The organism is Colwellia marinimaniae, assembly GCF_002207865.1.
GTDB lineage: Bacteria > Pseudomonadota > Gammaproteobacteria > Enterobacterales > Alteromonadaceae > Colwellia > Colwellia marinimaniae.
Map to the genome: position 1 here is coordinate 127,711 of NZ_BDQM01000005.1, position 26,110 is coordinate 153,820.

Sequence of the window (26,110 nt, forward strand, 5' to 3'; positions counted from 1 at the left end):
TTTAACAAGTAAAAGCCGATCAAAGCCCTACATAAAACTTGGTGACTTACCTTATGACGATGCCTAAGACGACGTTAATTAAAAACCTTCGTGGCGCTCCAGCACTTTCTGAATTCAGAGTTAAAAAACTGTTAGCTCAATGTGAACAGTTACAACTGCCTGTAAATGATATTTATGCTGAATTTGCCCATTTCGCCCAACTTAATCAAGAATTAAGTGCCAGTGAAGAGAATGTTTTACAGCAATTACTTAACTACGGCCCAAAAATTGAGGAACATCAACCAACAGGCTTATTTTTATTAGTGACACCTCGTCCAGGCACTATTTCTCCTTGGTCATCAAAATCTACCGACATAGCTCACAACTGTGGCTTGAATAAAGTTGTTCGCTTAGAACGCGGCATTGCTTATTACGTCTCATTAAAAAATGATGTGCCATTAACTACAGAGCAAGAAGTGCAATTAAACGCTTTACTGCACGACCGCATGATGGAAAGTGTTTTTAATGATTTCGCCGAGGCAAGCACGTTATTTTCGAGCAGTGAACCGGGTGAATTAACCGTCATTGATATTGAAAACGGCGGTAAAAATGCATTAGTTCAAGCGAATATAGAGTTAGGCTTGGCCTTAGCCCCTGATGAAGTGAATTACTTATTTGAAAATTTCACTAAGTTAGGCCGTAACCCACACGACATTGAGCTTTATATGTTTGCTCAAGCAAACTCTGAGCATTGTCGTCATAAAATTTTTAACGCTGACTGGACCATAGACGGCGTTAAACAAGAAAAATCCTTATTTAAAATGATCCGTAATACCCATGAGATCAACCCTGATTATGTACTGAGTGCTTATAAAGATAATGCCGCGGTAATGGTCGGTAATAAAGGCGGTCGTTTCTTCCCTAACCCTGAAACAAATATTTATGCTTACCACCATGAAGATATTCAGATATTAATGAAAGTTGAAACGCATAACCACCCTACGGCAATTTCACCCTACCCTGGTGCTGCTACAGGCTCAGGCGGTGAAATTCGCGATGAGGGCGCAACGGGTATTGGCTCAAAGCCAAAAGCGGGTTTAGTGGGTTTCTCGGTATCTAACTTGCGTATTCCTGACTTTGTGCAACCGTGGGAAACTGATTTTGGCAAGCCAAGTCGCATTGTTACTGCTTTCGACATCATGATGGAAGGCCCATTAGGTGGCGCGGCATTTAATAATGAATTTGGTCGCCCAGCTATTTTAGGATATTTTCGTACTTATGAAGAAGAAGTTAACTCCTTTAATGGTTTAGAAGTACGTGGTTACCACAAGCCAATTATGCTTGCCGGTGGTTTAGGTAATATTCGTGATGAACATGTACAAAAACGTGAAATAATTGTTGGCGCTAACTTAATCGCTTTAGGTGGCCCAGCAATGAACATTGGTTTAGGCGGTGGTGCTGCTTCATCAATGGCTTCAGGTCAGTCAGCTGAGAGTTTAGACTTTGCTTCAGTACAAAGAGAAAATCCAGAAATGGAACGTCGCTGCCAAGAAGTTATCGATAAGTGTTGGCAATTAGGTGAAGAAAATCCTATCGCCTTTATTCATGATGTTGGTGCTGGTGGTTTATCAAATGCTTTCCCTGAGCTTGTCTCTGATGGCGGTCGTGGTGGTGTTTTTGAACTTCGTAACGTACCAAACGATGAACGTAGCATGGCACCGCACGAAATCTGGTGTAACGAATCTCAAGAACGTTATGTTATTGCCGTATCAGACAAGAACTTAGCGGTTTTTGAACAAATATGTCAACGTGAACGTGCGCCATATGCTGTGGTTGGTCGCGCCACTGAAGAATTGCAATTAACCGTTACTGATGCTCATTTTAGCGATAACGAAAAACTTAATACCCCGATTGATTTACCGCTTGAGCTATTATTAGGTAAAACACCTAAAATATTTAAAGACGTTAAAACGGCAACCGCTGCTGGTGATTCATTAGAGTTAAGCAATGTCACCTTAACTGATGCTGCTGACCGTATTTTAAGTTTACCAACGGTTGCTGAAAAAACCTTCCTTATTACCATAGGCGATCGAAGCGTAACAGGCATGGTTAACCGTGACCAAATGGTTGGCCCTTGGCAAGTACCAGTAGCCGATTGTGGTGTTACCGCTTCTGCCCTTGATTCATACCATGGTGAAGCCATGGCTCTTGGTGAGCGTACACCTGTTGCCTTATTAAACTTTGGCGCTTCTGCTCGTTTAGCCGTAGCTGAATCTCTAACGAATATCGCTGGTACTGATATTGGCGATTTAAACCGTATCAAGCTTTCAGCTAACTGGATGTCGCCTGCAGGTCACCCTGGTGAAGATGCTGGTCTTTATGAAGCGGTGAAAGCCATTGGTGAAGAACTTTGTCCAGCTCTTGGTTTAACCATTCCGGTCGGTAAAGACTCAATGTCGATGCGTACCCAGTGGACTGAAGAAAAAACAGATGAAAAGGGTCAAACTTCTCATGTAGAAAAATCTGTCACTTCACCTATGTCATTAATCATCACCGCTTTTGGTGTTGTTGAAGATATTCGTAAAACAGTAACGCCTGAACTTCGCAGCGACAAAGGTGAGACACGTTTAGTCGCTATCGACTTATCTAAAGGTAAAAAACGCCTTGGTGGTTCATGTTTAGCGCAAGTTTACAAACAGCTAGGTAATGAAACCCCTGATGTTGATAGCCCAGCAGTATTAAAAGGTTTCTTTAATGCCATGCAAGCCCTGGTACGTGCTGAACTGCTAGTTGCTTACCATGATATTTCCGATGGTGGTTTATTCACTACTGTTACTGAAATGGCGTTTGCTGGTCATACTGGTGTTGATATTGATATCAGTAAGTTATCAAACGGCGCAAGTGATGATTTAGCGACCTTGTTTAATGAAGAGCTTGGCGCAGTTATGCAAATACGGATAAGTGATGTTGAAGCTATTGACGTAATTTTAGCTGAACATGGCATTCTCGATTATTGTACTGACATTGGTCATTTGAACAACGAAGATACTATTCGCTTTAGCCGTGATGGGGAAGTTGTCCTAGAAAACTCTCGTACTTATTACCGCACTGTTTGGGCACAAACGACTTATAGAATGCAGTCACTGCGTGATAACCCTGAATGTGCACAACAAGAGCATGATGTTAAATTTGATACTGAAGATCCAGGTTTAAATACTGAGCTTACTTTTGATATCAACGAAGACATTGTTAGCGACTTAATTATCAAAGATGCACAAAGCAGTACTGATGGTATAGCCAATCCACGTATTGCTATTTTACGTGAGCAAGGTGTTAACTCTCATGTAGAAATGGCGGCGGCTTTTGATAGAGCTGGTTTTGTTGCCGTTGATGTACATATGTCGGATATCTTATCAGGTCGTACTGATTTAGCGGATTTTAACGGCTTAGTTGCTTGTGGTGGTTTCTCTTACGGTGATGTTTTAGGCGCTGGTGAAGGTTGGGCAAAATCAATCTTATTTAACGCTGATGCACGCACTATGTTTAAAACATTTTTTGAACGTAAAGATACTTTCACCTTAGGTGTGTGTAACGGCTGTCAAATGTTGTCAAACTTAAAAGACATCATCCCAGGCTCTGAGCACTGGCCTCACTTTGTACAAAACAAATCAGAGCGTTTTGAAGCACGCTTCTCATTAGTTGAAATTCAAGAGAGTCCGTCAGTATTATTTAAAGGCATGGCAGGTTCACGTATGCCAATCGCTGTGTCGCACGGTGAAGGTTATGCTGAATTTAGCTCTGATACTGCTATTGATGCTGCCAACAACTCAGGCACAGTATCAATGCGTTTCGTTAATAACTACGGTGACGTTACTGAAACATACCCTGCCAACCCGAACGGCTCAGTTGATGGTATCACTGCGTTAACGACGACCGATGGTCGTGTCACCATCATGATGCCACATCCTGAACGGGTATTTAGAACAGTAGCTAACTCATGGCATCCAGATAGCTGGGGTGAAGATTCACCTTGGGTACGCATGTTCCGTAACGCTCGTGCCTTTATTGGCTAACCTTTTTGCTATTAAAGCTAATTTAATTGTCAAAAGTACTCACTGACATGCGTCAGCTCCGTGCTTTTTCCGCTAACTTAGCTTAACTAGCTTCAAGGACTCTGATTAATTTTAAGCAGACTTAAATGCAAGAAACTAAAAACCGACAATTCCCCATAAAGGATTTGTCGGTTTTTTATTGCCTGTTATCCTAAGCGCCAAAGTTACTGACCTTTGTCAGCTCCGTGCTTTCTTCGTGAACTTGACTCAATCAGCTTCAAGGTACTCTAATTAAATTTGAACAACACTTAATTAGAGAAACTAAAAACCGACAATCCCCTAAAAGGAATAGTCAGTTTTTTATTGCATAATTCAATAACTTAAACGAGAATAGCACCAATTAAAGTAACCACTCAATAATAAACACTCGCTTTTTTGAGCGATTGTATCTGTGCGGAAATGGAATTATGCATTACTTAGTTAAATTATATTTGTTAACGGCTTTATTCGCTTTTTCTACTATATCTCAAGCAAGCCAAGATGAGCCTACTTTCTCTATTGGTGCGTTCAATGAACCTCAAGGAGATCGTGCTGGTGCCGAAATATCGGTATCTGCAAAAGGAGATATGTTTGGCGGCAGACTAAGTGGCACCTTGTATAATGGTGGTAATAACGTTAAAACAGCTGAAATAACGAGTTACTTTTCTGCTGATGGTCATTTTTACCCTGAAGGTAATACAACTACAACCGAGTTTGAAAGTAATGAGCTTTACCTTGGCTTTTCAGGATTTGCCTTTGTACATTTAGATCAATTAATAAATCCATATCTCGGTTTAGGTTTTTTTATTGGAAAAACACAACACTGTACCAGTCACGAAGAGGAATTTGAGAACTGTACAGATGATCCAGTACTTGCTGTTTATCCTGAATTTGGCATTGAACTTAACATTGAAAGTATCCAAATCACACCTTATATTCGACGCTATTACGATACCAGTGACTCACACAAGTCTGGCAATGTTTATGGCATTAACTTTGGCATAAGATTTTAAACTTTACTTAATGTGATCCCTCAAGCAGACAAATCAACATTTGCTGCACATACATTGATTGAAGTTAATTTTTATCAGGTAATTGCCATCAATAAACTAGGCAAAGTCTAATGAGATATCGGTGCAGCCTTTTACACAGCGTACGCCTGTTGGTCCAGCTTGCTCAGGGGTATGGAGTTTTAACGGTTGTTTACAGACTTTACATAATACGGTTTTACCTAACATCACCTGTTTAAGCAGTTTCTTTTGTTCAAAAAAGGATGATTGGCTTGCTTTTTGTAAGGCGGAAAATTGTTTTATATCTATGTTCATATACGTCCTAAACTCGCTTAATTTGTAGAGAATAATACCATTTTATAGCGAGTAATAGCCCAGTTAGTCAACATTACCACAAAATAAACGCTATCAAACTGTCCCTTTAACGGCGTGGCACTTGAGAAAAACAGCGGCTGATAGTGGCTGGTTTTTACTTTGCTGGGCAAGCTGTTAAAGAAAATTTTTGCTTGTTTGCTAGTAATAACCGACCGAAGTTAGGCACAACTCTTGACCAGAAAATAGTACTGAGCAGTCGATTTACCCTCACTTATTAGCTCATCCGGCTTTTATTGCATCTGCCAAACGTTATTGCCGCTTTGCTCTTCTGGACAACATGTTAGCTCACGGCTCATATTCATAGTCATAGTCATAGTCATTTTCTGCAATATTTGCCGATTATTATTATCAATGCGCTATTTTAGCTTTGCACCGACAATAAATCGAGTAAAATAACGGCAAAGCCCTAACAACTTCTTGCCAATATGCCTATAGATAATAGCTGTTCAGAAAATCAGGACGACGCCGCCACTAAAAACCAACAAATGTTTGAGTGGCATATCAAAGTCGATGGGCACGTTAACGGCACTGCCATTTCAATATTAGAAAGTTATCGTGATGGCCAAAGTAATTCACCACAAACGTCGTTATCAACAGCAGCGTTAAAGCAGGCCATTAGTAAAGGTGCCTTATGGTTAACGCCGGCAAAAAATAAAAAACAAACACAAAGATTACGCCGAGTAAAAAAACAATTACTCCCTGGTGATGAACTGCATTTTTATTACAATAGTACAGTGCTGTCAACACCGGTGCCACCAGCAATACTCATTGAAGATTTAGTTGATTACAGCGTCTGGTATAAACCCTACGGTATGTTATCGCAGGGCTCTAAATGGAGTGATCATTGCACCATTGCCCGCTTTGCTCAGCAAAACTTGCCTAACGAGCGCCCAGCTTTTATTGTCCATCGATTAGATAGAGCGGCGACTGGCTTGATATTAATAGCACACAGTAAAAAAGCGGCACGGGCGCTGTCAGCAATGTTTGAGCAACACCAGTTAGAGAAAAATTATCATATTATTGTTCATGGTGATCACAGTAAAAGACCACAACCAGAAGTTATTACCGCTGACATTGATGGCAAGAGTGCCCGCAGTACCTTTACTTGCTTGGCCTATGATAGCTATGCCGATCGCTCATTAATAAAAGTCAAAATAGACAGTGGTAGAAAGCATCAAATCAGACTACATGCGGCAAGTATTGGCCTGCCTGTGGTCGGTGATAGATTACATGGCATAGCCGATGAAAGTGAGCCATGTGATTTACAGCTATGTGCGGTTAGCTTACGCTTCTCTTGCCCGCTCACCCCTAAGATAACATCAGTAAGTGCTGGAACAGCCACTAAAAAAGAGCGATATTTTGAGTTGCCAGAAACATTAAAGCCTCAGTTATCACCGAGGCTTTAATGTTATATCGCTATCAATCAGCCGGATAAAGTAGCTAGGCTAATTGGTTATAGCGAAAATACTCTAGCTAAAATAATATTGCTAGCATAGTGCCGCTAAATACAATAGTTAAAGTCAGCATCTTCAAGTAGAGATAAGCTATTACCAACCAACTCTTTACTGGCAATCGCAGTTAAAATCTTTAAACCTTGCTGACGTTGTTCTAGTGTCAGTGCTTGATAAGGTAAACGAATGTTTTTAGGCACCGCATCTGTCATCATTAACGCAGTATTAATGGCAATAGGGTTAGGCTCACAAAATAGCCAGGCCATTAAATCGGCTACTTGTTCATTAAGTTGTGTGGTTTGTGTTAAATTTTCTTTATCCATTAACTGGCGCATAATGCCGGGGATAATATTTGAAGTAACTGAAATCACGCCATGTGAGCCATATTCATGACGGCCAGCATAACTTTCATCATCATTACCGGACCAACAAGCAATACCTTGTTTTTCATAATAGGCAATGCGTTCGTTACCGGCACATTCTTTCACACCAATAAAGTTTTTATGCGAGGCTAAAGGCTCAATGAATTCTGGGGTTAAGTCTTGTCCCGTTCTACCTGGAACGTTATAAATAAAAGCAGGACCTATATCGAGTACTATTTTTAAGTGCTCAATTACCCCTTTAAGCGAAGTACGACCATAGTATGGGTTTATCTGTAGTGCGGCATCCATACCTATAGCAAAACCATATTCGGTGGCTTTTATTGCTTCACGGGTATTATTACTACCGGTATTACCCACAATAATTAATTTATCGCCAAAGTTATGCACACAATGAGCAATTAGCATTAAGTGCTCTTCCCAGCTAAGTAAGTGCCCTTCCCCGGTAGTACCACCGACCACAATACCATCAACACCGGCCGCGATTTGCTGCTGTATTAAGAAATCGTAACTTTTTAAACAAACTTCCCCTTTTTCAGTGTAGGGCGTTTTTATTGCGGTAATTAAACTTGCTGCTTTTAATCGCTTCATTAACTATCTCTAATTTTTTATTTGATTCTAATTAAGGTAAATCAGTAAATTCTTACCATTAGTCTAACAATGACCGGTGTTATCAACAACCCGTGTCATGATATATTCTTCATTGGTTAATCTATGTTGATAATGAAATTTTTTATGATCCAAGGATAACACCTTATACACTTGATAATTATCATCATTATTTAAATCTGCGGCATAGATTTTATCATTAATCAGTTCGTTTTTTGTTACGGTAAAGTGAATATCAGCCACTAAGCCCCAATCACCAAGCTCGGTAACTTGCTCAATAATTACGCCATTAACATCCAGAGTAATAAAGGTAAATTCAAAACTGCCATCACTACTAAGCTCAGCATACTCAACGGTTTCATGGCCTTGCTCATCAATATCACTTCGATACCAGCGACCAAAGAGTAACGCTCTTGCATAGGTTTTTTTACTCACTAGGTATTGCCCTTAAATTTTGCTATGTGGAATTATAATTTTAAATTATTAGTTATACCAATCCGTATAAGAAAGTGATCGCTTAGCTATATTTTAAAGACGTTAGCAGCAAGCTATTGATGAATAGAATGGTTATTCAGCAGAATAGCTCCGGCATTCTCTAATAAGCTAGCTCCATGTAGCTTCCTTGTCAAAATCAATAACGCTGTTTACTAAGCGGTTAACACTGCCTTTCGGGATCGTATGCTCACCATGATAACGGTACAATTTTTTTTTAATATAGACAAACTATTATTTTTAGTTGTTAAAGCAAAAGCGCTGTCAATACTGCCAGGCAAAGTATCAGTGCTAATATTGGCCACTACTTTAATGATACGTCATTACCAACGGTTGATTGTCACTGTGCCATTAGGGTTATGTAAGCTAAATACTTTACCTTGTTACCGAGAAGGACGAGGGTAATTTCAGCCCTGATTTTTACTGACCATGACAACTAGGCTGACAAGACAAATTAAGCACGGTGAAAAGCACTAAGCTCTTTAGCCAGTTTTAAATTACATCACTCATTGCTTATGCCCTATATTTTATATTTTTTAACTTCATAAAAAAATTATGATGTAACTTTAGAGAAAAAGGTTTAAATTTATCGACAAATAAATACCTTAAGGATAGATGAACCATGTCAGCCCCGAATGTACAGTTATTATTAACCGGTAATGAGTTGATGACCGGAGATATTGTTGACAGTAACTCCGCCATGATGGCACAAATACTAAAAGAACTTGGACTTAAAGTTAACCGTAAGGTAACCGTTGCTGATGATTTGGCACTACTGGTCAGTGAAATCACCTACATGGCAAGCACTAGTGACCTATTAATAATTAATGGCGGTTTAGGGCCAACGGTGGATGATTTAACGGCGCAAGCTTTAGCGCTTGCTCTAGGGGTAGAGTTAAGTCAACACCCACAAGCGCTGAGTCATTTAACCCACTGGTGCCTGCAACGCGGGACAGAATTAAATGCCCCTAACCTCAAACAAGCCATATTACCTAAAGGCTGCCAAATAATAGCCAACAGCCGTGGCAGTGCCGTTGGTTTTTACGTGCGTTATAAAGATTGTGACATTTACTGTACCCCCGGAGTTCCCCATGAGCTAAAAGCCATGTTAATAGAGCAAATAGTGCCGCTTATCGCTAAAAAAATACCGAGTGATTTAATCACTGAGGTCACTCGTTTGCAGGTTTTTGGTCTAGGTGAGTCAAGTTTGCAAAAAGCAATTGATGAGCAACTGCCCAATTGGCCGACAGAAATAGAACTGGGCTTTCGTGCGGGTATGCCCTTACTTGAAATAAAGCTAACTACAAATACCAAGCAAGGTTTGGCATTAAAATCACTCTGGCAAAAGAAATTAGTCAAGGTGCTTGGCGACCATTTAATCGCTGAGGTGCAAGGTAAGCCAAAATCACTGGCGGAACACCTGCTGAATCAATTACAACAGCACAATATAAAAGTCACCACGGCCGAGTCATGTACTGGCGGTCTCATTGCCAGTAAATTAACCGAGATCAGTGGCTCATCGAGCAGCTTTGAGGCCGGCTTTGTCACGTATAGCAACGAAATGAAAACAGCTATGTTAGATGTTCCCGCAAGTGTTTTAGCGCAAGAAGGTGCGGTAAGTGAGGCTGTGGTGATCGCCATGGCGCAAGGTGCATTATTAAAATCTAAGGCGGATATTGCCATCGCGGTATCCGGAATTGCCGGACCCAATGGCGGCAGTAAAGATAAACCTGTGGGTACCGTTTGGTTTGCTTGGGGTCGCCTGGGAGATATCAAAACTCAATGTTTACAATTACCTTATAAAAGACGTCAATTTCAACAATTTGTCGCGGCAATAGGGCTAGACTTACTCCGTAGATACCAACAAAATTTAACGACTATACCAAACTATATTGCCGAAAGAGCTTTTCCTCCTCAGTAAAGGGCAATAATGATAGACAAAACCCTAACAAGATATAAACTAGAATCAATATAACCCTGCGGATAAGTCATCGCTTAATCATTGCTTAGTGTATTAAAAATTTATATATTAAGACAAAGTATAAAAAGAAATAACACATGAATATCAGGAGCCTATTGTGATAGAGAAAAATTTTATAACCAGTGGCCGAAATACCATTATTCACAAGATAAAGAAGTTCGACTTACTTATTATGAATGGTGAGAAGTTGGTTGTCATTGTTAGCCATCGTGGCATTGGTATTTATAAGGGTGAAGTACCTGCGAAACGATCTATTGCTAAAAAAGCGTATCAAGACATTATTAATATTGCATCTACCGAAATTTTTGGTGAAGAGAAAACACTCTTATTCATCCAAGCGCTTGATGGTGTAGAGTATAAAATTGACTATTCTAAAGAAGGTACCACTAGCTTTATTAAAATTCATCAAAGCCATTATATATAGGTTAAGTATATCTCAAGCCAGCTTGCGAGCAGAGAAAACATAATAATTATAAAATAACAACAGCATCTATCCGTTATTTGGCTCAGCAGTACTTAACGGTTAGAGGAGCCCAGTAATGACCAAAGCCAGTTTAATTTGCAATGATAAAAATAATATCGATTTAGTGTTAGAGCCGATTAAAGGGGGAGACACTATTTCCACCTTAACTATCAATGAGCTAATAGAGGCATCAGAGTATAAAAAGCTTCGCATCAACAATGGTAATGTCAAAAATGCTGTTGCTGAGTTACATGATGTGCTCAAACCATTGCAAGATAAAAATACTGGTAGAACCATACGCTATCAAGTGCTTGAGCGCGTTGACGCGAAAATCAATATAACCATAGAAGCGGATGAAATGGGTGCTAGTGCAGAAATCACCAGCGCTCAAGGCGGTAAACACCTAACGGCAAAAGCCATATTAACTGCGGCACAAGCCGCTGGGGTAAAAAAAGGTTTTAGTAAAGAGCATTTAATCCAACTGGCACAACTTGCCGCCAAAGAAGCGCCTAACAATCAAGTTGAGTTGCAAATTGCCACAGGAAAAATAGCAATTAATGGTAAAGATGCCATTATAAAACCCTTGGTTGAAAGTGCACAAACACGCATTCTCAAACCTAAAAAACGCGAAGATGGTAGCGTAGACATGCGAGACCTTGGCGATATTATCTGTGTAAATGTTGGTGATCCTCTGGCCAAAAAAGTCCCCTTAACCAAGGGTGTGCAAGGTTACACGGTAACGGACACGCCTTTAGCCGCAGAGCCAGGTAATGATATCGAACTCGTTGCTGGGCAAGGTACCAATATAAGTTCACAAAATACTAACATTTTAGTTTCAGAGAAAGTTGGTCTGCCTAAACTCATTAACAACGGCATGGAAGTTGATGAGGTATATAAGATTAAAAATGTCACCGTGTCTACCGGTAATATTAATTTTACTGGTAGTGTTATTATTGATGGCGATGTTACCGAAGGCATGAAAGTTACCGCTTCTGGCGATATTACCGTGGGTGGTTTTGTTGAGTCGGCAACCCTAGAAGCCGGTGGCGATATTACCATTACTGGTGGTATTATTGGCCGAAAACATGATACTGACAAAACCCAGATTAGCAATATGACTATGAGTGTAAATATTCATGCTAAAGGCAGTGTTTATGCCAAGTATGGTCAATATGCACAAATCACTTGTGCTCAAGACGTACGTATTGAAAACCAGTTACTACACAGTATTTTAGATATTAATGGTCGCTTATGGGTAGGTAAAGATGGTAAAGCTGATGGTAAACTCATCGGTGGCTATACCAAAGTAGGCTCTTCAGTTAATGCCGGCATGATTGGTGCTACTGCGGGTAGTAATACCGTAGTTAATTTTGAACATAAAATCCTAAAATTTAAAAATGATATTCGTCAAATAGATGAGTTACTCAAAATAGAGTCGGATAAAACCAATGAATTAAAAGCGGCGATAAATAAATTAAAGAAACTACCTAAAGATAAAGCAAAACCCGAGTTAATAGCCAAAATAGTGCCAACCTACCAATATCATGCCAATAAAACGGGTGAAATACTCAATGAAAAAAGCAGCCTTGAAGACAACCTACAAGAGTACATGGCGAGTGTTTATCTTGAAGCCACAGAAAAGCTTTATCATGGCGTTGAGCTAATTGTCGGTGATTTTAATGAGAAAACACGCCGAGAATATGGTCCAAGTAAAATGATTTATCATGAGAGAAAGATACTTATTGACCCTATAGTGAATACCTAACAGTGATGGTAAACACCTCAACGCTAAAATATTGTTCTCTGCTCTTTTTCACCTTACCCTTAAGCCAGCAAGCCTATGCTCAGCAATGCTCCATTCATCTTAATTATGGGGTTATTATTGCCCCTAAACATATCCGCATCGTCGATCAAGGTATAACCCAAGTACAAATTAACAATAGCGAGCAACTTTTTATTAAAGGTAGGGAAATTTCCTTATCTATAGAGCAGCAACAACTGTTAAGAAGCTTCAGTAGCGGGATCCGCCAACAAGTCCCAGAAATAATCGCTATGGCGATTGAAGGAGTAGATATTGCGTTAAAAGCAATCAATAAAATGATTGCTGGCTTAACGGGGGAAAACAGCGCTGCACAACAAAAAGTACAAGCCAAATTTGATGAGATAAAATGGCGGATACGTGCACGTTTTAATCAAAGTGCCAATAACTATTATATAGCGCCACAAGACTTAAATGATTTTGATGAAATGTTAACCGGTGAATTTGAACAAGAGATAGAAGCGATGATTTCAATCTCTATCGGTTCAATATTAGCCGCTGTTGGTCAGTCGGTATTAGTTGACCGTAATAGCAGCGAATACGGTAGCGAAACACGAATAACCACCTTTGATAAGCGATTAACAAGCCTTAGCGCAGGCTTGGATCTCGGTGTGACTATACGTGCTCAAGCACTTGATAAAAAAGTGGCTATTTTTTGTCAAAAACTGAGTCAATTAGATGAAATTGAAACTCAGCTTCACCAGGCCATACCCGCATTAAAAGCATATAACCTTATCGAAATATCTACTAAGCTAAACTCTTGATAGTGGGCGGCTTATATTTACGTAAAATCAACGAGTTATATTCAAGAGAAATCCAACAAGTAAGTAAAATTATTATATTGCCCGCCCCTCAAAAAAGAAGAAAAAAGCCCAAGACACTCCTTAGAGTATATTGGGCCTTGCAACACTAAAATAACCTAATAGCTGTATATAATAGCAATTTAACTCTGTTGCTGAGTCGCAACAAACTTAATAGCTATGGTATTACATATTCGGGTAGTTTGGCCCACCAGTGCCTTCCGGCGTTACCCAAGTAATATTCTGACTGGGGTCTTTAATATCACACGTTTTACAGTGAATACAATTTTGCGCATTAATAATAAACTTATCACCTTGCTCAGTTTTTTCAACTTCATAGACTCCGGCAGGACAATATAGCTGTGCGGGTTCATTATATTTCAATAAATTAACACTAATAGGAATGTCAGCATCTTTGAGTTTTAAATGACAAGGCTGTTCTTCTTCATGATTGGTATTAGATAAAAATACCGAAGACAGTTTATCAAAACTTAATTTATTATCTGGTTTTGCATACTTAATCACTGGAACATCAGCCGCAAGCTTCAGTTGGGCATGATCTAGGCTATCATCTTTAAAATTAAACGGTAATTTACCGGAGAAAAAATTCTGATCTAAAGTGTTATAAGCGCCACCTAATAAAGTACCAAACTTGTGCATCGCCGGACCAAAATTACGGGTACTGTATAGTTCTTCATATAACCAAGAGTCTTTATAGAGTTGGCTGAAGTGCGTTAAATCCTGCTTACCTTCTTCGGCAATACCTTCATCATTAATCAATACTTGGGCAATGGCTTCAGCCGCTAACATGCCTGATTTCATTGCGGTATGATTACCTTTAATTTTAGCAAAATTAATGGTACCGGCGTCACAGCCCACCAATAACCCACCCGGCATGGTCATTTTAGGTAATGAATTAAAACCACCTTTCGCCATAGCTCGGGCACCATAGGAAACTCGTTTACCACCTTCAAGGTATTGACTAATTTTAGGGTGATGTTTATAACGCTGAAACTCATCAAAAGGGCTTAGATGTGGGTTGCTGTAATTTAAATCAACAATTAAACCAACAAACACCTGATTATTTTCTGCATGATAAAGGTAACCACCACCGGTAGTTCCTTTATCTAACGGCCAACCAGCAGTGTGTACCACTAGACCTTCTTGATGTTTTTCTGGCGCTATGTCCCAAATTTCTTTAAAACCTAAACCGTAATGTTGCGGCGAGCTGTTTTCATCAAGATTAAATTTTTCAATTAACTCTTTACCTAAGTGACCGCGACAACCCTCAGCAAAAACCGTGTACTTAGCACGTAACTCCATACCTGGCATAAAGGAGTCTTTTTCTTTGCCCTCGGCATCTAACCCCATATCACCGGTGATAACACCACCAACACTACCATCATCATTATATATGATACTTTGCGCAGGGAAACCGGGGAAAATTTCAACACCTAATTGCTCTGCTTGCTCAGCTAACCAGCGACAAACATTACCCATGCTAACAATATAGTTGCCGTCATTATGCATAGTTTTGGGTACGGAAAAGTTAGGTAATTTGATACCTGATTTTTCACTCGTTAATAGGTAAATATCATCAGCAGTTACTTTGGTAGTTAATGGTGCATTTCTTTGTTGCCAATCAGGAAATAATTCATTTAAAGATCTGGGTTCAAAAACAGCGCCGGAAAGAATATGCGCGCCCACTTCTGAGCCTTTTTCAACTACACAAACCATTAACTCTTGCTGCTTATCTTGTGCTATTTGCATTAAGCGACAAGCAGTTGATAAACCGGCAGGGCCAGCACCAACAATGACTACGTCAAATTCCATCGATTCGCGTTCCATAAGATCTCCCAGTATTATTATATTTAGACTGTTAAGTTTTCAGTAAAATTCAAACATGTGTTTGATATTCAAACAGGTGTTTGATAGTATCTTATAACAGATGCCCAAGCAAGGCACTGTTACAAGCACTTATCTAGATTGTATCTTAGTTTAAAAGTTTTCACCAAGATTACGTTGACGTTGACGTAAACCAGGGGTATCTTTTAACTATTATTGTAAATTAACAAACCTTTTCAGAGGCTGCGATGAAAGTATTAGTTCCGATAAAACGTGTTATTGACTATAACGTCAAAGTTCGAGTAAAACCCGATCATTCCAATGTAGATCTTGCCAATACAAAAATGGCGATCAACCCTTTTTGTGAAATTGCCATTGAAGAAGCGGTACGTTTAAAAGAAGCGGGTATCGCAACAGAGGTAATTGCAATTTCTATCGGTGATAAGTCTTGCCAAGAACAATTGCGTACTGCATTAGCCTTAGGTGCCGATCGCGCTATTCAAATTGAAACGGATGAAAACCTAGATGCATTGAACATTGCTAAATTATTGCAAAAAGTGGTTGAAGAAGAGCAACCGCAACTTGTTATTTTAGGTAAACAGTCCATTGATAGTGACAATAATCAAACTGGCCAGATGCTAGCGGCACTTACAGGCATGCCACAAGGTACCTTCGCCTCAGAAGTGAAGTTTATTGACGATAAAGTCAATGTTACCCGTGAAGTTGATGGCGGTTTACAAACTGTTGCGCTTAGCTTGCCCGCTATTGTAACCACAGATTTACGCTTAAACGAACCTCGCTACGCTACATTACCTAATATTATGAAAGCTAAGCGTAAGCCATTAGTAGTGAGACCAGCGGCAGATTTTGGCATTGATTTAAGCCCACGTACTAAATTATTAAAAGTTACGCCGCCAGCAGAGCGCAAAGCTGGTGTTATGGTAAAAAGTATTGATGAATTAATTGATAAATTAAGAAATGAAGCCAAGGTGATCTCATGAGTATTTTAGTAATTGTTGAACACGACAACAGCTCGTTAAAAGCTGAGACCCTAAAAACAGTAGGCGCAGCGCAAAAAATTGGTGGTGATATAACACTACTGGTGGCAGGTTTTAATTGTCAAGATGTTGTTGATGCGGCAGTAAAAGTCAATGGCGTCAACAAAGTAATAGTCTGTGATAATGCCGTTTATGAGCATCACCTTGCTGAAAATCTTAGTTTATTAGTCACTGAATTAGCCAGCGATTATGAACACATTCTGGCAACAGCGCTTACTACCGGCAAAAACTTTATGCCTAGAGTTGCCGCGTTATTAGATGTTGCGCAAATTTCTGATATTATTGACGTTGAAAGTAGTGATACTTTTATTCGCCCTATTTATGCCGGCAACGCTATTGCCACAGTACAAAGTTTAGATAACAAAAAGGTTATCACTGTACGTACTACTGGCTTTGATGCGGTAGCAACCGATGGCAATGCTGAAGTGGTTAAATTAGATACGGTTACTGATGCCGGTATATCAAGCCATGTAAGTGACGAACTCACTGTCTCTGAGCGACCTGATCTAGGTGCGGCAAGAGTAGTGATTTCTGGTGGTCGCGGCATGCAAAATGGCGATAACTTTAAATTACTTGACGGTATTGCCGACAAACTTGGCGCAGCAATTGGCGCATCACGCGCAGCTGTTGATGCTGGCTTTGTGCCAAACGACATGCAAGTAGGTCAAACAGGTAAAATTGTTGCTCCTGACTTATACATTGCCGTCGGTATCAGTGGTGCTATCCAGCATTTAGCGGGTATGAAAGACTCAAAAGTCATTGTCGCTATCAATAAAGATCCCGAAGCGCCAATCTTCCAAGTTGCAGATTACGGTATTGTTGCTGACTTATTTGATGCTTTACCTGAGTTAGAAAGCAAGCTTTAAAATATTCAGGCAATAATATACCCGTTACCATTCAAGATGCATGTTTCAAAGTGCTTGAGCAATTTAAATTCAAGGCGCTGTGATGAAATAATGGTTGTTCAGGAGAATGTGCTCAGGATAATTGCTCCTGCATTATCCGTATAATGTACTTCCTGTACCGTCTGCATTCTTCTAATAGCACCATCCATGTAGCGTCATTATGAGTGACGGGTATCTATCACTAACAAGCGCTTTTCAGCTTGTTAGTGATATAATAAAACCACAGTGACTATGAACGTTGCTGTGGTTTTATTTTATCTAAAATTTGATTAACCAGTTTAGCTAAGAGTATTGAGTGATATATGAAAAATAGTTTGTCTAGTTTAAGTGATTTAGCCGCTGCTTTTGGTAAAGCCCCCATTGAGCCTAATAAATCGACACCAGCCAGTGATGACTCACTAGTCTATTCAACTGACACCGGCCGCATTAACAAAAAAAAAGAAAAAACTGTTACGCCAAGTGATGGTTTTGCACGTGTTAGACGCGAAACCAAAGGCCGAAAAGGCAAAGGGGTTGTGGTCATCAGCGGCCTAGGTCTAGACAACAAGGCACTAAAAGAATTAGCAAAAAAACTTAAAAAGACCTGCGGCAGTGGTGGCTCAGTCGTTGGAGAAACCATTGAGGTTCAAGGCGATAAGCGCGAGGTAATACAGCAGGTGCTAGAAAAGGCGGGTTTTAACGTTAAGTTTACCGGCGGTTAATGCTCTACGCTAGCTAGGCTTTATTATTACTAAGTTAAATTTCATAAGCTTTTCTGCCTGCTAAGGCATGAGCTAGAGTATTACCATCAACATATTCTAATTCCCCGCCCACAGGAACGCCGTGGGCAATTCTAGAAATATTAACTTGATATTGCTGGGCAAGCTCAGCAATATAGTGCGCGGTTGCCTCCCCTTCGACCGTAGGGTTAGTTGCTAAGATAACCTCACTAAACTGACCACTAGCAAATTGCTTAATTAATATATCAAAACCTAAGTCATCTGGCCCTATGCCATCAATAGGGGATAAATGCCCCATCAAGACAAAGTACTTGCCAAAAAACTCACCGGTTTGCTCTATAGCAATAACATCACCCGGTGTCTCAACAATACAAAGCTTAGTCGCTAACTGTCGTTTAGGGTTTTGACAAATTTCACAGAGTGGTTCTTCGGTAAAGTTACGACACTGTTGGCAATGGCCAATATCGGTCATCGCCTTTGCTAAGGTTTTGGCGAGTTTACTACCGCCACGTCGGTTACGTTCAAGTAACTGAAATGCCATGCGTTGTGCTGACTTAGCGCCAACCCCAGGTAAACATTTTAGTGAATCAATTAACTCTTGCACAAGTGGACTAAATTTCATAGGTAACTGCTTTTATTTTAAATTTTAATGACTGGCTGATAAACAAAATAGCATTATGAAAAAAAGTAATAGTCAATGTCGGCTCTTTTTCAAAACATAAGGCTAATTTTAATAAAACTAATGGCTAAATAGTAGTGGCTTACCGAAAATAATTGCACATAGTTTAATTACTGGCTGCAGAAGATAGTCGCTGCTGTCTTAGAGCAGAGGGTAATTCAGTAAACATCATTTTAAAGTGTCGACTAAAGTAACTGTGATCCGAAAACCCTGACTGATAGGCAACTTGGGCGATGGGTAGTTTCGTTTCCACCCATAACCACATAATAAAGAAATACTCATTGATAATAACAAATGACCAAAACAAGTAAACGCCGATTTTGTTGCATTATAATCCGATTTTATATTAACCGTTCCCTCTTGATATCGATATACTAAATTTAATCGACAACTCACCAACTAACGGTTTGAACTTCTAGTTAGTTAAAAACTCTTGAGTCACAAGATGAATAAAGTCCACCCAGGAAAAATCAGATTAGGTATAGTTGGCGGCACCAAGTGGATTGTTGTTGAGCAAGAGGAATATCCTAATGGTTTGAGTTCTCTTACTGCAGTAGCTTTATCTAAAAAAGGCTTAGAGCAGTATATTAAGCAACTTTAGTAAAAGAATAATTTCCTTTGATAAGTGGTTAGCGTTTGCTTTGTTAAGTGAGTTTGTATAGATTAATTATTGAAATATATAATAATAATGACAGAAGACGGACGTAGTATGAGTACTGTTCTTTTTAACACCCTTGATTTAGCATTGCTTTTTACCATCTATCAATGTGTTTTATTTGCCTTTTTTTTAGTACTGATCAAAAAAGGCAAAAAACAAAGTAACGTATTGTTAGCGTTATTTTTATTGTCCTATGCGGCAATACCACTAGATACCCTGATCAATTTTGGCGAAGGATTTCGTCAATTTGCCATTAGTTTTTCAGCGAATGTGTTTTATGTTTTTGGCTTAGCTTATTGGTTAGAAGCCGTATTGTTACTCTTCTATGTCCGCTCACTTATATACAAAAATTTCAGCTTTAAAAAAACCGACTTACTCTATCTATTGCCATTTTTTCTTTACCTTATTTATGAAAGCAATGCCTGGTATATGCTTGATAGCGATACAAAAATAGCCATTCTTAATGGCTACCATATTGAAGCAGAGCCTTTTTATACTCGCTTCATCAATTTATTTAGAGAATGTTTTCGAACTTTTTGTGGCATATTATGTTTGCTCGAATTACGTAATTATCAGAAAAAAATCAAGGATAACTTTGCTGATATCGAAGGTGTCGATCTTACTTGGCTTAAAGTGCTAACTATTGGTTTTCTCATCATTAAAGTACAAGCGGTATTTATTACCTTGGGCTACATGACCTCGATTGACCTGCACTTTAGCATTAACTACCCTGTACTTGGCCAGCTATCTAATTTTATGGTTATGTTTTTAATTAGCTTTTTAATATTTTTTAGTTTAGGGGTATCAAACCTTTTTCATGGTATGGACAACTCAACCTCCCTGCCTTTAGAAAAAGAATCGATAGACCCTGAGCAAATAAATGCCTTAACGCTTTACATGAATGAACATAAACCTTATTTGAATCACTTGTTAACGTTAGACAACCTTGCTACACAAACTTTTATGCCCTCAAGGCAGTTATCGCAGGTAATTAATAGGCATTTTAAAAAGAACTTCTTTGAGTTCATTAATGGCTACCGTATTGATGAAGCTCAAATGCTACTGACAAGAAAAGAAAATGAAAAAATCACCATGCTAGCCGTAATGGCTCAAGCCGGCTTTAACAGTAAAGCTACTTTTAACACCTTTTTTAAGAAGATTGTTGGTATGACACCAACGCAATATAGAAAAGAACAGCAAAAAACATAAATGAAAACACTACTCTTTAATAGTCACGATATCGTCTTATTAGTAGCTTGCTATATCTGTTTTTTATTTGCAGCGATGACCTTATTAGGTCGCAGTAAAGCAGATTCAACACCTCGTTTCTTAGGCTTTTTTTTATTATCACAAGCAGGGATTTCCGCCTATGTACTGGCCTTGTATGGCGAAGATTTTCATCTTTGGTCGGTAGCTCATATGCCTTGGGTATTTTCAACCTTAGAGTTGGCTCTTTGGTTAGAAGGGCCACTTTTATTATTGTATACACGTTCGACGCTATACCAACAGCTCAGTTTTAAAAAGGTTGACCTGGTTTTATTACTGCCCTTATTAATCTATCTAGTGACGCTAGTCCTTGTTAAAGTTCAATTTACCACAGCTCAGGGCGTCGATTTTCTACTTTTTCTGAGAGCTGAGCATATTCAGTATTATGAACACTTGCGCAATGTCGTTCGGGCTGGTTTTGGCGTTTGGGCTTTATTTACCATACGGCACTACCAAAATCAGCTCTCAACAGCTTATTCTAATACAGAGTCAGTCAATTATACTTGGCTTAAACTGTTAGTAGTCGGTTTTATTGTCTTAAGATTGTGGTCTGAAAGTTACCTGATCATTTATACCTTAGTTACGGCAATTTTTGACGCATCAACGGTTACTTTAATCAATTTCAATTTAATGGGAATTATAGAGAATTATGGACAGTTATTACTGGTATCTACTTTACTGTTCTTTGCTTTATCAGACCCTCGCAATATTCTCCGGGTAAGCAAAGAAACGCTAGATGGTATTACTAATAAAGATATTACTAAAACAGATAAGCCTAATACTTACTCACCGGAGCAAGTTACCCGTGTCGGTAATCATATGGAAAAACAGCGCCCTTACTTAAACAATCAGCTTAAAATTGACGATTTAGCACGGCAAGTATCACTGTCACCCAAATTACTCTCCAATTTAATCAATCGAGAATTTGAAGTTAATTTTTTTGAATACGTTAACCGTTATCGTTTAAAAGAAGTAAGTGCTTACCTCACCGACCCCAATATGGCTAATCAATCCATTATTGACCTTGCCTTTCTTGCTGGCTATAACAGCAAAAGCAGTTTTAATCGATTATTTAAATTAGATACCGGCAAAACCCCTTCACAGTTTCGCAAGGAAAAATTACCCGCACCCCCCTAGACAAGGGCTATTTTTGCTAAGAAAACCCCCTCAGATAGTCCATTCGAGCAAAGCGTCAAATTATTTATTACAGACCAGCAAATAAATATAACAATAACAATAACAATAACAAATAAGTATTAACAAGCGGTGGAGAACACCATGAATATAGATATTATGCAACAATATATTGCTAAAAAATCACAAACGACCACGATGAGAGAAACTTTACTTACCTTACTGGCCGGCAGTGTCGCTATTAGCATGCTGGTATACCAACAGTGAACCCGGCAGTGATGTTTCTTGGAGTTTAGTCAAAAGTTGTCAGTAATAAGTTGTCACTAATACTCAGGTAACAAGTATGTTTTTACCATGGGAGTTACCTAATAAGAGTAACTCCCATGGTTACAATTAGTAACTAAATCTATATTTTTCATAACATTAAAAAGTACATCATTCGTTAACATAAAGTTGAACGTACGTTTATTGTATTTTTCATAAGTTGAGACGACTTCTTAATAAAAATATTTTACCTTATTTGTGTTGATGAATCCTTTCGGTTTTTCTCTTATACCAGTTCCATAAATTAGGTGAACTATTTTATACGTAGAAAAAATCGCCAAATACAAGGCATTTACTTTAATAACTAGTTGTTCTAATTATTAAATAAATAACGAAGTAGTTGGTGGTTTTAGCAAGTAGAAATGATCACATAGTTAGTGGGATTGGTGTTATATCGTAATGTTCCCATCACCAACGCAGGTTTAAACAACAAGCAGGTTTTTTTGCTTTGCGCTAAGTTTTTTTGACACTCACGCCCCTGCTCTTAAGCATATTGTTATTGAATTAATACAACAAAAAATAATAATCAAATTTAAAACATTTACAGGTAAGTACAATCATGGCGAATATACTATCTAATTTTACTCTTTTTAAAGCCGGTGCGAAATCAATACATATTGCCACCTTACTTTGCAGCGCATTAATATTGACCTCATGTGGTGGTTCATCATCAACAGAGGCCGAAACAGAGCCCACTGACTCTAATCTCCCGCCGGCAGAGTTACCAATAGCGGAGCCGCTATTAATAGAAGCTGAAGATTATGTGCGTTTTTTAGATACGACTCAGGGTAACGAAGGTAATGCTTTTCGCAATGACAATGTCGATATTGAAGAGTTGAGCAGTGGTGAAGGTTTTATTGTTAGTTATACCGAGACAGGTGAATGGCTAGAATATGATTTCACCTTAACGGCTGGTAGTTATATATTGTCGATAAAAGTTGCTTCAGCGCTTGGTGGTGGGGCTTACTCTTTATTTCTTGATGATGAGCTAGTAGCGACCGATAGTGTCGCTGAAACTGGGGGTTGGCAAGTTTTTGAAAACCATGATGTTGCCCTACTTACTGTTACAGAAGGTGCTCATATTTTACGCCTTGAAATCATTTCAGGGCCTTTCAATATAGATAGTATTCACTTTAAAGTGGATGATGGTAGCTTTGTACCTCCCGTAGTTGTACCCGAAGAGGCGCCATTGCAGCTGCCTGATGTTAAGGTGGTGATAGACCCCAACCCAATCAGTCCACTAACGGCAGTGAGTGAAATGGGCATTGGCATTAATTTGGGCAATACTTTAGACGCACCAACAGAAGGCTCTTGGGCACCGGCAGCAGAAGAGCAATTCATTATTGATTTTAAAGAGGCGGGATTCAAACATGTGAGGATCCCAGTTACTTGGCATGAACGTACCGATAGCTCAGCGCCATATCAAGTAGATGCTGCTGAAATGGATAGAGTGGAAACCATAGTTGATTGGGCGCTACAGCAAGAGCTTTATGTTATTTTAAATGCCCATCATGATAACTGGCTCAAAGATAACTATGCTAGTCAGAGTAATCGCAATCGTTTTGACTCGATTTGGTTGCAAATCGTTGAGCGATTCAAATATAAATCAGCAAAATTACTGTTTGAAATTCTCAATGAACCTGTTGGCTTAACCATTGATAATGTCGATGAAATAAATGTACGAGTGCTCGATATTATTCGCCGAGCGAATCCGACCCGTTTAGTGGTGTTTTCTGGCAATGGTTTTACCCCAATTGATGCTTTGTTAGCCGCGGCAATACCCGATAAAAATGATGATTATTTAATTGCTAATTTCCATGCTTACGACCCCTGGCCGTTTGCTGGTCAGTGTCTTAGGGATTGGGGTACAGATGCAGATATCGCTGCATTAGGTGATATCTATCAAAAAGCCCATAACTGGTCAGTCGAACATGATATCCCAGTAACCGTCAATGAATTTGGTGTTGCCCACTTTGACTTTACTGCCCCTGAGAATATCTGTAATGAAGATGACCGTTTAAAATATATTGCAGCGCATGTGAATTTCGCCACAGCGCATGGTATAGCGGCAACTTTTTGGGATGATGCCGGTTCGTTTAGCACTTATGACCGTGCTGAGTATAGCTGGGGGCCAGAAAAAGATATTCTTGTCGCGCCGAACTTACCCTAAAATTTTAGACTAACTGCACAGTTAATAACCCAGTAACTCAGCATATTGATAAAGAAAAAATAAATTATCTCATTGCAGTTAGGCACTTTCTCAAAAAATGAAAGCTCAGCCATATTTAAACAAGTACTGAAATATATGCTACTTGCTCAGACAAAAATGTAACTAAAACGACCTTTATTTAAAAACAATCCTTAGAAATTGGGAATATGAATTTTATGAGTTTTAAACGTACTTTTACCACAGCTATCAGCCCGCTAATTTATCTAACGCTAGCTTGCACCCTGTTTAGTGCAGCGCTTAGTGCCCTACCGGCACCAACTGAACTAGGTCAGTTCTATGTGAAGAAGCAGTATTCAGGACAAGCAATACCAAGTTTTTCCCAAAACAAACATAGGCTACCTAAACCTATCTTCGACGCTAAACCTGAGTATATCGACTTTTACTATCGTGCTTGGCAAATAGGCTTTGAGCACTTTAAAAAACCGCAGGCAAGCAGCCCTTTTGTTTCAAACTTTATTGATGAAGCTTTTAACGACAATATATTTTTATGGGACATGAGTTTTTCAACCATGTGGGGCAATTACGCTCATCACATTTTCCCTAGCATTGACGGCTTAGACAATTTTTATCGTCTGCAAATGAGCGATGGTGAAATAGTACGAGAAGTCGGCGAAAAAGATGGTCATTTAGGTGTTATTGGCTGGTCTGAGCCTGGCACCGCCGGGAATTTAAACCACCCTATTCTACCTTGGGCTGAGCTAGAATCTTATAGAATCACCAACAACAAAAAACGCCTCGCCGATGTTTACCTGCCATTAGTAAAGTATCGTGAAAGTTTTAGCAAAATTTATCACCCAGCTTCTGGTTTATACCTTACCGATAAAGCGGCCATGGATGACTCGCCACGCAATAAGCAAATGTTAGCGGGTATCGATGTCGCCGCCGAAATGGTTATTTTTGATCGTTGGTTGGCGGAAATTGCCACTGAGCTAGGCAAGGATAGTGAAGCCAAACACTATCTTGCTCGCGCTGATGATTATGCAACGTTTATTAATGACAAACTTTGGCATGAAGAAAGCGGTTTCTATTATGATTGGGGCAAAAATAACAAATTGATGACTATGCGCACTATTGCCGCATTTTGGACCATGCTTGGCAAAATTCCTAATGATAAGCAATTGGCTCGGTTAATCGAACACCTTAATGATCCTAAGTCATTCAACACCAAGCATAGAGTGCCAACCCACCCCGCTGATGAAGTAGGCTTTAATGGCGACTATTGGGCCGGTGCTGTTTGGGTGCCAACAAATACCATGGTGATACAAGGGCTGGAAGTAAATAATGAGTTCGCATTAGCACGAGAAATAGCGATGAATCACCTTGATAGCACCACCCAGGTTTTTGTTGAAACGAATACTGCGTGGGAAAACTATACGCCACTTGAAATTAAGCAAGGCCGTAAAGCAAAAGCTGATTTTATCGGTTGGTCAGGTTTAGCCCCGATTAATTATTTGATTAAACATGCCATTGGACTGCGCATCAATGCACCAAAGAATGAAATTACTTGGCGTATTAATGAGCTTGGTCGCCATGGCATACAAGGTTTGCGCTTTAATGGGCAAGGAGAAGCCATGAATTCAGTTGATTTAATAGCAAAAAAACGAAAAGAGTTAAGCGATGATATTCATATCAACATCCAATGTCGACAAGCCTTTACCCTGAATATTATTAGCCCGTTTGCTCAGCAGAGTTATCAAATAAATTGCCAAAACAAAACAGAAATAGTCTTTATAAATAATAAGTAAATTTATTTTGTTATATTTTATAAGTAGTTAGTTGATGAATAATTTAATAGACAAATAAATGAAAGCGCTTACAATGAAAAGTGAACTAACAAATACA

Annotated in this window: 22 protein-coding genes and 1 pseudogene; 17 read left to right on the forward strand and 6 right to left on the reverse strand. The window is 39.2% G+C overall.

Annotated features, from left to right (window positions below):
• Window positions 1–59 precede the first annotated feature (59 nt).
• Window positions 60–4,052 (forward strand): phosphoribosylformylglycinamidine synthase, encoded by a 3,993-nt coding sequence (gene purL / locus MTCD1_RS04990; protein ID WP_057181723.1) that lies wholly within the window; start codon window positions 60–62, stop codon window positions 4,050–4,052.
• Between the two features lie 446 nt (window positions 4,053–4,498).
• Window positions 4,499–5,083, forward strand: a complete 585-nt coding sequence (locus MTCD1_RS04995; protein WP_057181647.1) for a hypothetical protein — start codon at window positions 4,499–4,501, stop codon at window positions 5,081–5,083.
• Between the two features lie 96 nt (window positions 5,084–5,179).
• Here MTCD1_RS04995 and MTCD1_RS05000 read toward each other — a convergent pair whose 3' ends face one another.
• On the reverse strand, window positions 5,180–5,395 hold the full coding sequence (locus tag MTCD1_RS05000) for a hypothetical protein (protein ID WP_057181648.1): 216 nt from the start codon (window positions 5,393–5,395) through the stop codon (window positions 5,180–5,182).
• A gap of 485 nt (window positions 5,396–5,880) precedes the next feature.
• On the opposite strand from MTCD1_RS05000, the gene MTCD1_RS05005 reads away from it, so the two are divergent.
• The gene (locus tag MTCD1_RS05005) at window positions 5,881–6,861 is read left to right on the forward strand and encodes an RluA family pseudouridine synthase (protein WP_057181649.1); all 981 of its coding nucleotides are present in this window, start codon (window positions 5,881–5,883) and stop codon (window positions 6,859–6,861) included.
• Window positions 6,862–6,956: 95 nt separating this feature from the next.
• On the opposite strand, the gene dapA is transcribed toward MTCD1_RS05005, so the two are convergent.
• Complete coding sequence (gene dapA, locus MTCD1_RS05010; protein WP_057181650.1) at window positions 6,957–7,877, reverse strand: 4-hydroxy-tetrahydrodipicolinate synthase; 921 nt, start codon at window positions 7,875–7,877, stop codon at window positions 6,957–6,959.
• Between the two features lie 63 nt (window positions 7,878–7,940).
• Window positions 7,941–8,330, reverse strand: a complete 390-nt coding sequence (locus tag MTCD1_RS05015; protein ID WP_057181651.1) for a hypothetical protein — start codon at window positions 8,328–8,330, stop codon at window positions 7,941–7,943.
• A gap of 679 nt (window positions 8,331–9,009) precedes the next feature.
• Between MTCD1_RS05015 and MTCD1_RS05020 the strand changes: the two genes are divergently transcribed.
• The 4 genes from MTCD1_RS05020 to MTCD1_RS05035 all read left to right on the forward strand — a co-directional run bounded on the left by MTCD1_RS05020 (window position 9,010) and on the right by MTCD1_RS05035 (window position 13,414).
• Window positions 9,010–10,308 carry a CinA family nicotinamide mononucleotide deamidase-related protein gene (locus MTCD1_RS05020; RefSeq protein WP_057181652.1) on the forward strand — a complete coding sequence of 433 codons (1,299 nt, stop codon included), beginning with the start codon at window positions 9,010–9,012 and terminating at the stop codon, window positions 10,306–10,308.
• A gap of 157 nt (window positions 10,309–10,465) precedes the next feature.
• Entirely contained in the window at window positions 10,466–10,792 is a 327-nt protein-coding gene (locus tag MTCD1_RS05025) for a hypothetical protein (RefSeq protein ID WP_057181653.1), read from the forward strand.
• 115 nt (window positions 10,793–10,907) lie between these two features.
• Entirely contained in the window at window positions 10,908–12,596 is a 1,689-nt protein-coding gene (locus MTCD1_RS05030; protein ID WP_057181654.1) for a flagellar assembly protein A, read from the forward strand.
• Between the two features lie 5 nt (window positions 12,597–12,601).
• Window positions 12,602–13,414, forward strand: a complete 813-nt coding sequence (locus tag MTCD1_RS05035; protein ID WP_057181724.1) for a DUF2884 family protein — start codon at window positions 12,602–12,604, stop codon at window positions 13,412–13,414.
• A gap of 222 nt (window positions 13,415–13,636) precedes the next feature.
• Here MTCD1_RS05035 and MTCD1_RS05040 read toward each other — a convergent pair whose 3' ends face one another.
• A complete protein-coding gene (locus MTCD1_RS05040) occupies window positions 13,637–15,298 on the reverse strand; it encodes an electron transfer flavoprotein-ubiquinone oxidoreductase (protein WP_057181655.1) in 1,662 nt (553 codons plus the stop codon).
• A 245-nt stretch (window positions 15,299–15,543) separates the two neighbouring features.
• On the opposite strand from MTCD1_RS05040, the gene MTCD1_RS05045 reads away from it, so the two are divergent.
• The 3 genes from MTCD1_RS05045 to MTCD1_RS05055 all read left to right on the forward strand — a co-directional run bounded on the left by MTCD1_RS05045 (window position 15,544) and on the right by MTCD1_RS05055 (window position 17,959).
• Window positions 15,544–16,296 carry an electron transfer flavoprotein subunit beta/FixA family protein gene (locus MTCD1_RS05045; protein ID WP_057181656.1) on the forward strand — a complete coding sequence of 251 codons (753 nt, stop codon included), beginning with the start codon at window positions 15,544–15,546 and terminating at the stop codon, window positions 16,294–16,296.
• Window positions 16,293–17,219 (forward strand): electron transfer flavoprotein subunit alpha/FixB family protein, encoded by a 927-nt coding sequence (locus tag MTCD1_RS05050; protein WP_057181657.1) that lies wholly within the window; start codon window positions 16,293–16,295, stop codon window positions 17,217–17,219. The genes MTCD1_RS05045 and MTCD1_RS05050 overlap by 4 nt, the downstream gene beginning before the upstream one ends.
• Window positions 17,220–17,560: 341 nt before the next feature.
• Window positions 17,561–17,959 carry an SUI1 family translation initiation factor gene (locus MTCD1_RS05055; protein ID WP_438819275.1) on the forward strand — a complete coding sequence of 133 codons (399 nt, stop codon included), beginning with the start codon at window positions 17,561–17,563 and terminating at the stop codon, window positions 17,957–17,959.
• Between the two features lie 34 nt (window positions 17,960–17,993).
• Here the strand turns inward: MTCD1_RS05055 and recR are convergent, their stop codons facing one another.
• Together recR and MTCD1_RS05065 are read right to left on the reverse strand one after the other, a co-directional pair.
• Entirely contained in the window at window positions 17,994–18,599 is a 606-nt protein-coding gene (gene recR, locus MTCD1_RS05060) for a recombination mediator RecR (RefSeq protein WP_057181658.1), read from the reverse strand.
• Window positions 18,600–18,762: 163 nt separating this feature from the next.
• On the reverse strand, window positions 18,763–18,921 hold the full coding sequence (locus MTCD1_RS05065; protein WP_082606558.1) for a helix-turn-helix domain-containing protein: 159 nt from the start codon (window positions 18,919–18,921) through the stop codon (window positions 18,763–18,765).
• A gap of 219 nt (window positions 18,922–19,140) precedes the next feature.
• Here MTCD1_RS05065 and MTCD1_RS20630 point away from each other — a divergent pair.
• From MTCD1_RS20630 to MTCD1_RS05085, 7 genes and pseudogenes are all read left to right on the forward strand, one after another.
• Window positions 19,141–19,257: pseudogene (locus MTCD1_RS20630) on the forward strand (sugar phosphate isomerase/epimerase family protein); the annotation flags it as partial.
• Window positions 19,258–19,365: 108 nt separating this feature from the next.
• Window positions 19,366–20,523 carry a helix-turn-helix domain-containing protein gene (locus tag MTCD1_RS05070; RefSeq protein ID WP_057181659.1) on the forward strand — a complete coding sequence of 386 codons (1,158 nt, stop codon included), beginning with the start codon at window positions 19,366–19,368 and terminating at the stop codon, window positions 20,521–20,523.
• Entirely contained in the window at window positions 20,524–21,717 is a 1,194-nt protein-coding gene (locus MTCD1_RS05075; protein WP_057181660.1) for a helix-turn-helix domain-containing protein, read from the forward strand. It begins immediately after the preceding gene.
• A gap of 141 nt (window positions 21,718–21,858) precedes the next feature.
• A complete protein-coding gene (locus tag MTCD1_RS22110; RefSeq protein WP_257721027.1) occupies window positions 21,859–21,981 on the forward strand; it encodes a hypothetical protein in 123 nt (40 codons plus the stop codon).
• Window positions 21,947–22,027, forward strand: a complete 81-nt coding sequence (locus MTCD1_RS22670; RefSeq protein WP_143760090.1) for a cellulose-binding domain-containing protein — start codon at window positions 21,947–21,949, stop codon at window positions 22,025–22,027. Before MTCD1_RS22110 ends, MTCD1_RS22670 begins: the two co-directional genes overlap by 35 nt.
• 570 nt (window positions 22,028–22,597) lie before the next feature.
• Window positions 22,598–24,208: a cellulase family glycosylhydrolase gene (locus MTCD1_RS05080; RefSeq protein ID WP_082606548.1), complete on the forward strand. Its 1,611-nt coding sequence runs from the start codon at window positions 22,598–22,600 to the stop codon at window positions 24,206–24,208.
• Between the two features lie 215 nt (window positions 24,209–24,423).
• On the forward strand, window positions 24,424–26,013 hold the full coding sequence (locus tag MTCD1_RS05085; RefSeq protein WP_057181661.1) for an MGH1-like glycoside hydrolase domain-containing protein: 1,590 nt from the start codon (window positions 24,424–24,426) through the stop codon (window positions 26,011–26,013).
• The last annotated feature ends 97 nt before the right edge of the window (window positions 26,014–26,110 follow it).

Coding starts and splice junctions, on each gene's coding strand:
- purL (WP_057181723.1), top strand. CDS start 60: ATGCCTAAGACGACGTTAATTAAAAACCTTCGTGGCGCTCCAGCACTT.
- MTCD1_RS04995 (WP_057181647.1), top strand. CDS start 4,499: ATGCATTACTTAGTTAAATTATATTTGTTAACGGCTTTATTCGCTTTT.
- MTCD1_RS05000 (WP_057181648.1), bottom strand. CDS start 5,395: ATGAACATAGATATAAAACAATTTTCCGCCTTACAAAAAGCAAGCCAA.
- MTCD1_RS05005 (WP_057181649.1), top strand. CDS start 5,881: ATGCCTATAGATAATAGCTGTTCAGAAAATCAGGACGACGCCGCCACT.
- dapA (WP_057181650.1), bottom strand. CDS start 7,877: ATGAAGCGATTAAAAGCAGCAAGTTTAATTACCGCAATAAAAACGCCC.
- MTCD1_RS05020 (WP_057181652.1), top strand. CDS start 9,010: ATGTCAGCCCCGAATGTACAGTTATTATTAACCGGTAATGAGTTGATG.
- MTCD1_RS05030 (WP_057181654.1), top strand. CDS start 10,908: ATGACCAAAGCCAGTTTAATTTGCAATGATAAAAATAATATCGATTTA.
- MTCD1_RS05035 (WP_057181724.1), top strand. CDS start 12,602: ATGGTAAACACCTCAACGCTAAAATATTGTTCTCTGCTCTTTTTCACC.
- MTCD1_RS05040 (WP_057181655.1), bottom strand. CDS start 15,298: ATGGAACGCGAATCGATGGAATTTGACGTAGTCATTGTTGGTGCTGGC.
- MTCD1_RS05045 (WP_057181656.1), top strand. CDS start 15,544: ATGAAAGTATTAGTTCCGATAAAACGTGTTATTGACTATAACGTCAAA.
- MTCD1_RS05050 (WP_057181657.1), top strand. CDS start 16,293: ATGAGTATTTTAGTAATTGTTGAACACGACAACAGCTCGTTAAAAGCT.
- MTCD1_RS05055 (WP_438819275.1), top strand. CDS start 17,561: ATGAAAAATAGTTTGTCTAGTTTAAGTGATTTAGCCGCTGCTTTTGGT.
- recR (WP_057181658.1), bottom strand. CDS start 18,599: ATGAAATTTAGTCCACTTGTGCAAGAGTTAATTGATTCACTAAAATGT.
- MTCD1_RS05065 (WP_082606558.1), bottom strand. CDS start 18,921: ATGTGGTTATGGGTGGAAACGAAACTACCCATCGCCCAAGTTGCCTAT.
- MTCD1_RS05070 (WP_057181659.1), top strand. CDS start 19,366: ATGAGTACTGTTCTTTTTAACACCCTTGATTTAGCATTGCTTTTTACC.
- MTCD1_RS05075 (WP_057181660.1), top strand. CDS start 20,524: ATGAAAACACTACTCTTTAATAGTCACGATATCGTCTTATTAGTAGCT.
- MTCD1_RS22110 (WP_257721027.1), top strand. CDS start 21,859: ATGAATATAGATATTATGCAACAATATATTGCTAAAAAATCACAAACG.
- MTCD1_RS05080 (WP_082606548.1), top strand. CDS start 22,598: ATGGCGAATATACTATCTAATTTTACTCTTTTTAAAGCCGGTGCGAAA.
- MTCD1_RS05085 (WP_057181661.1), top strand. CDS start 24,424: ATGAGTTTTAAACGTACTTTTACCACAGCTATCAGCCCGCTAATTTAT.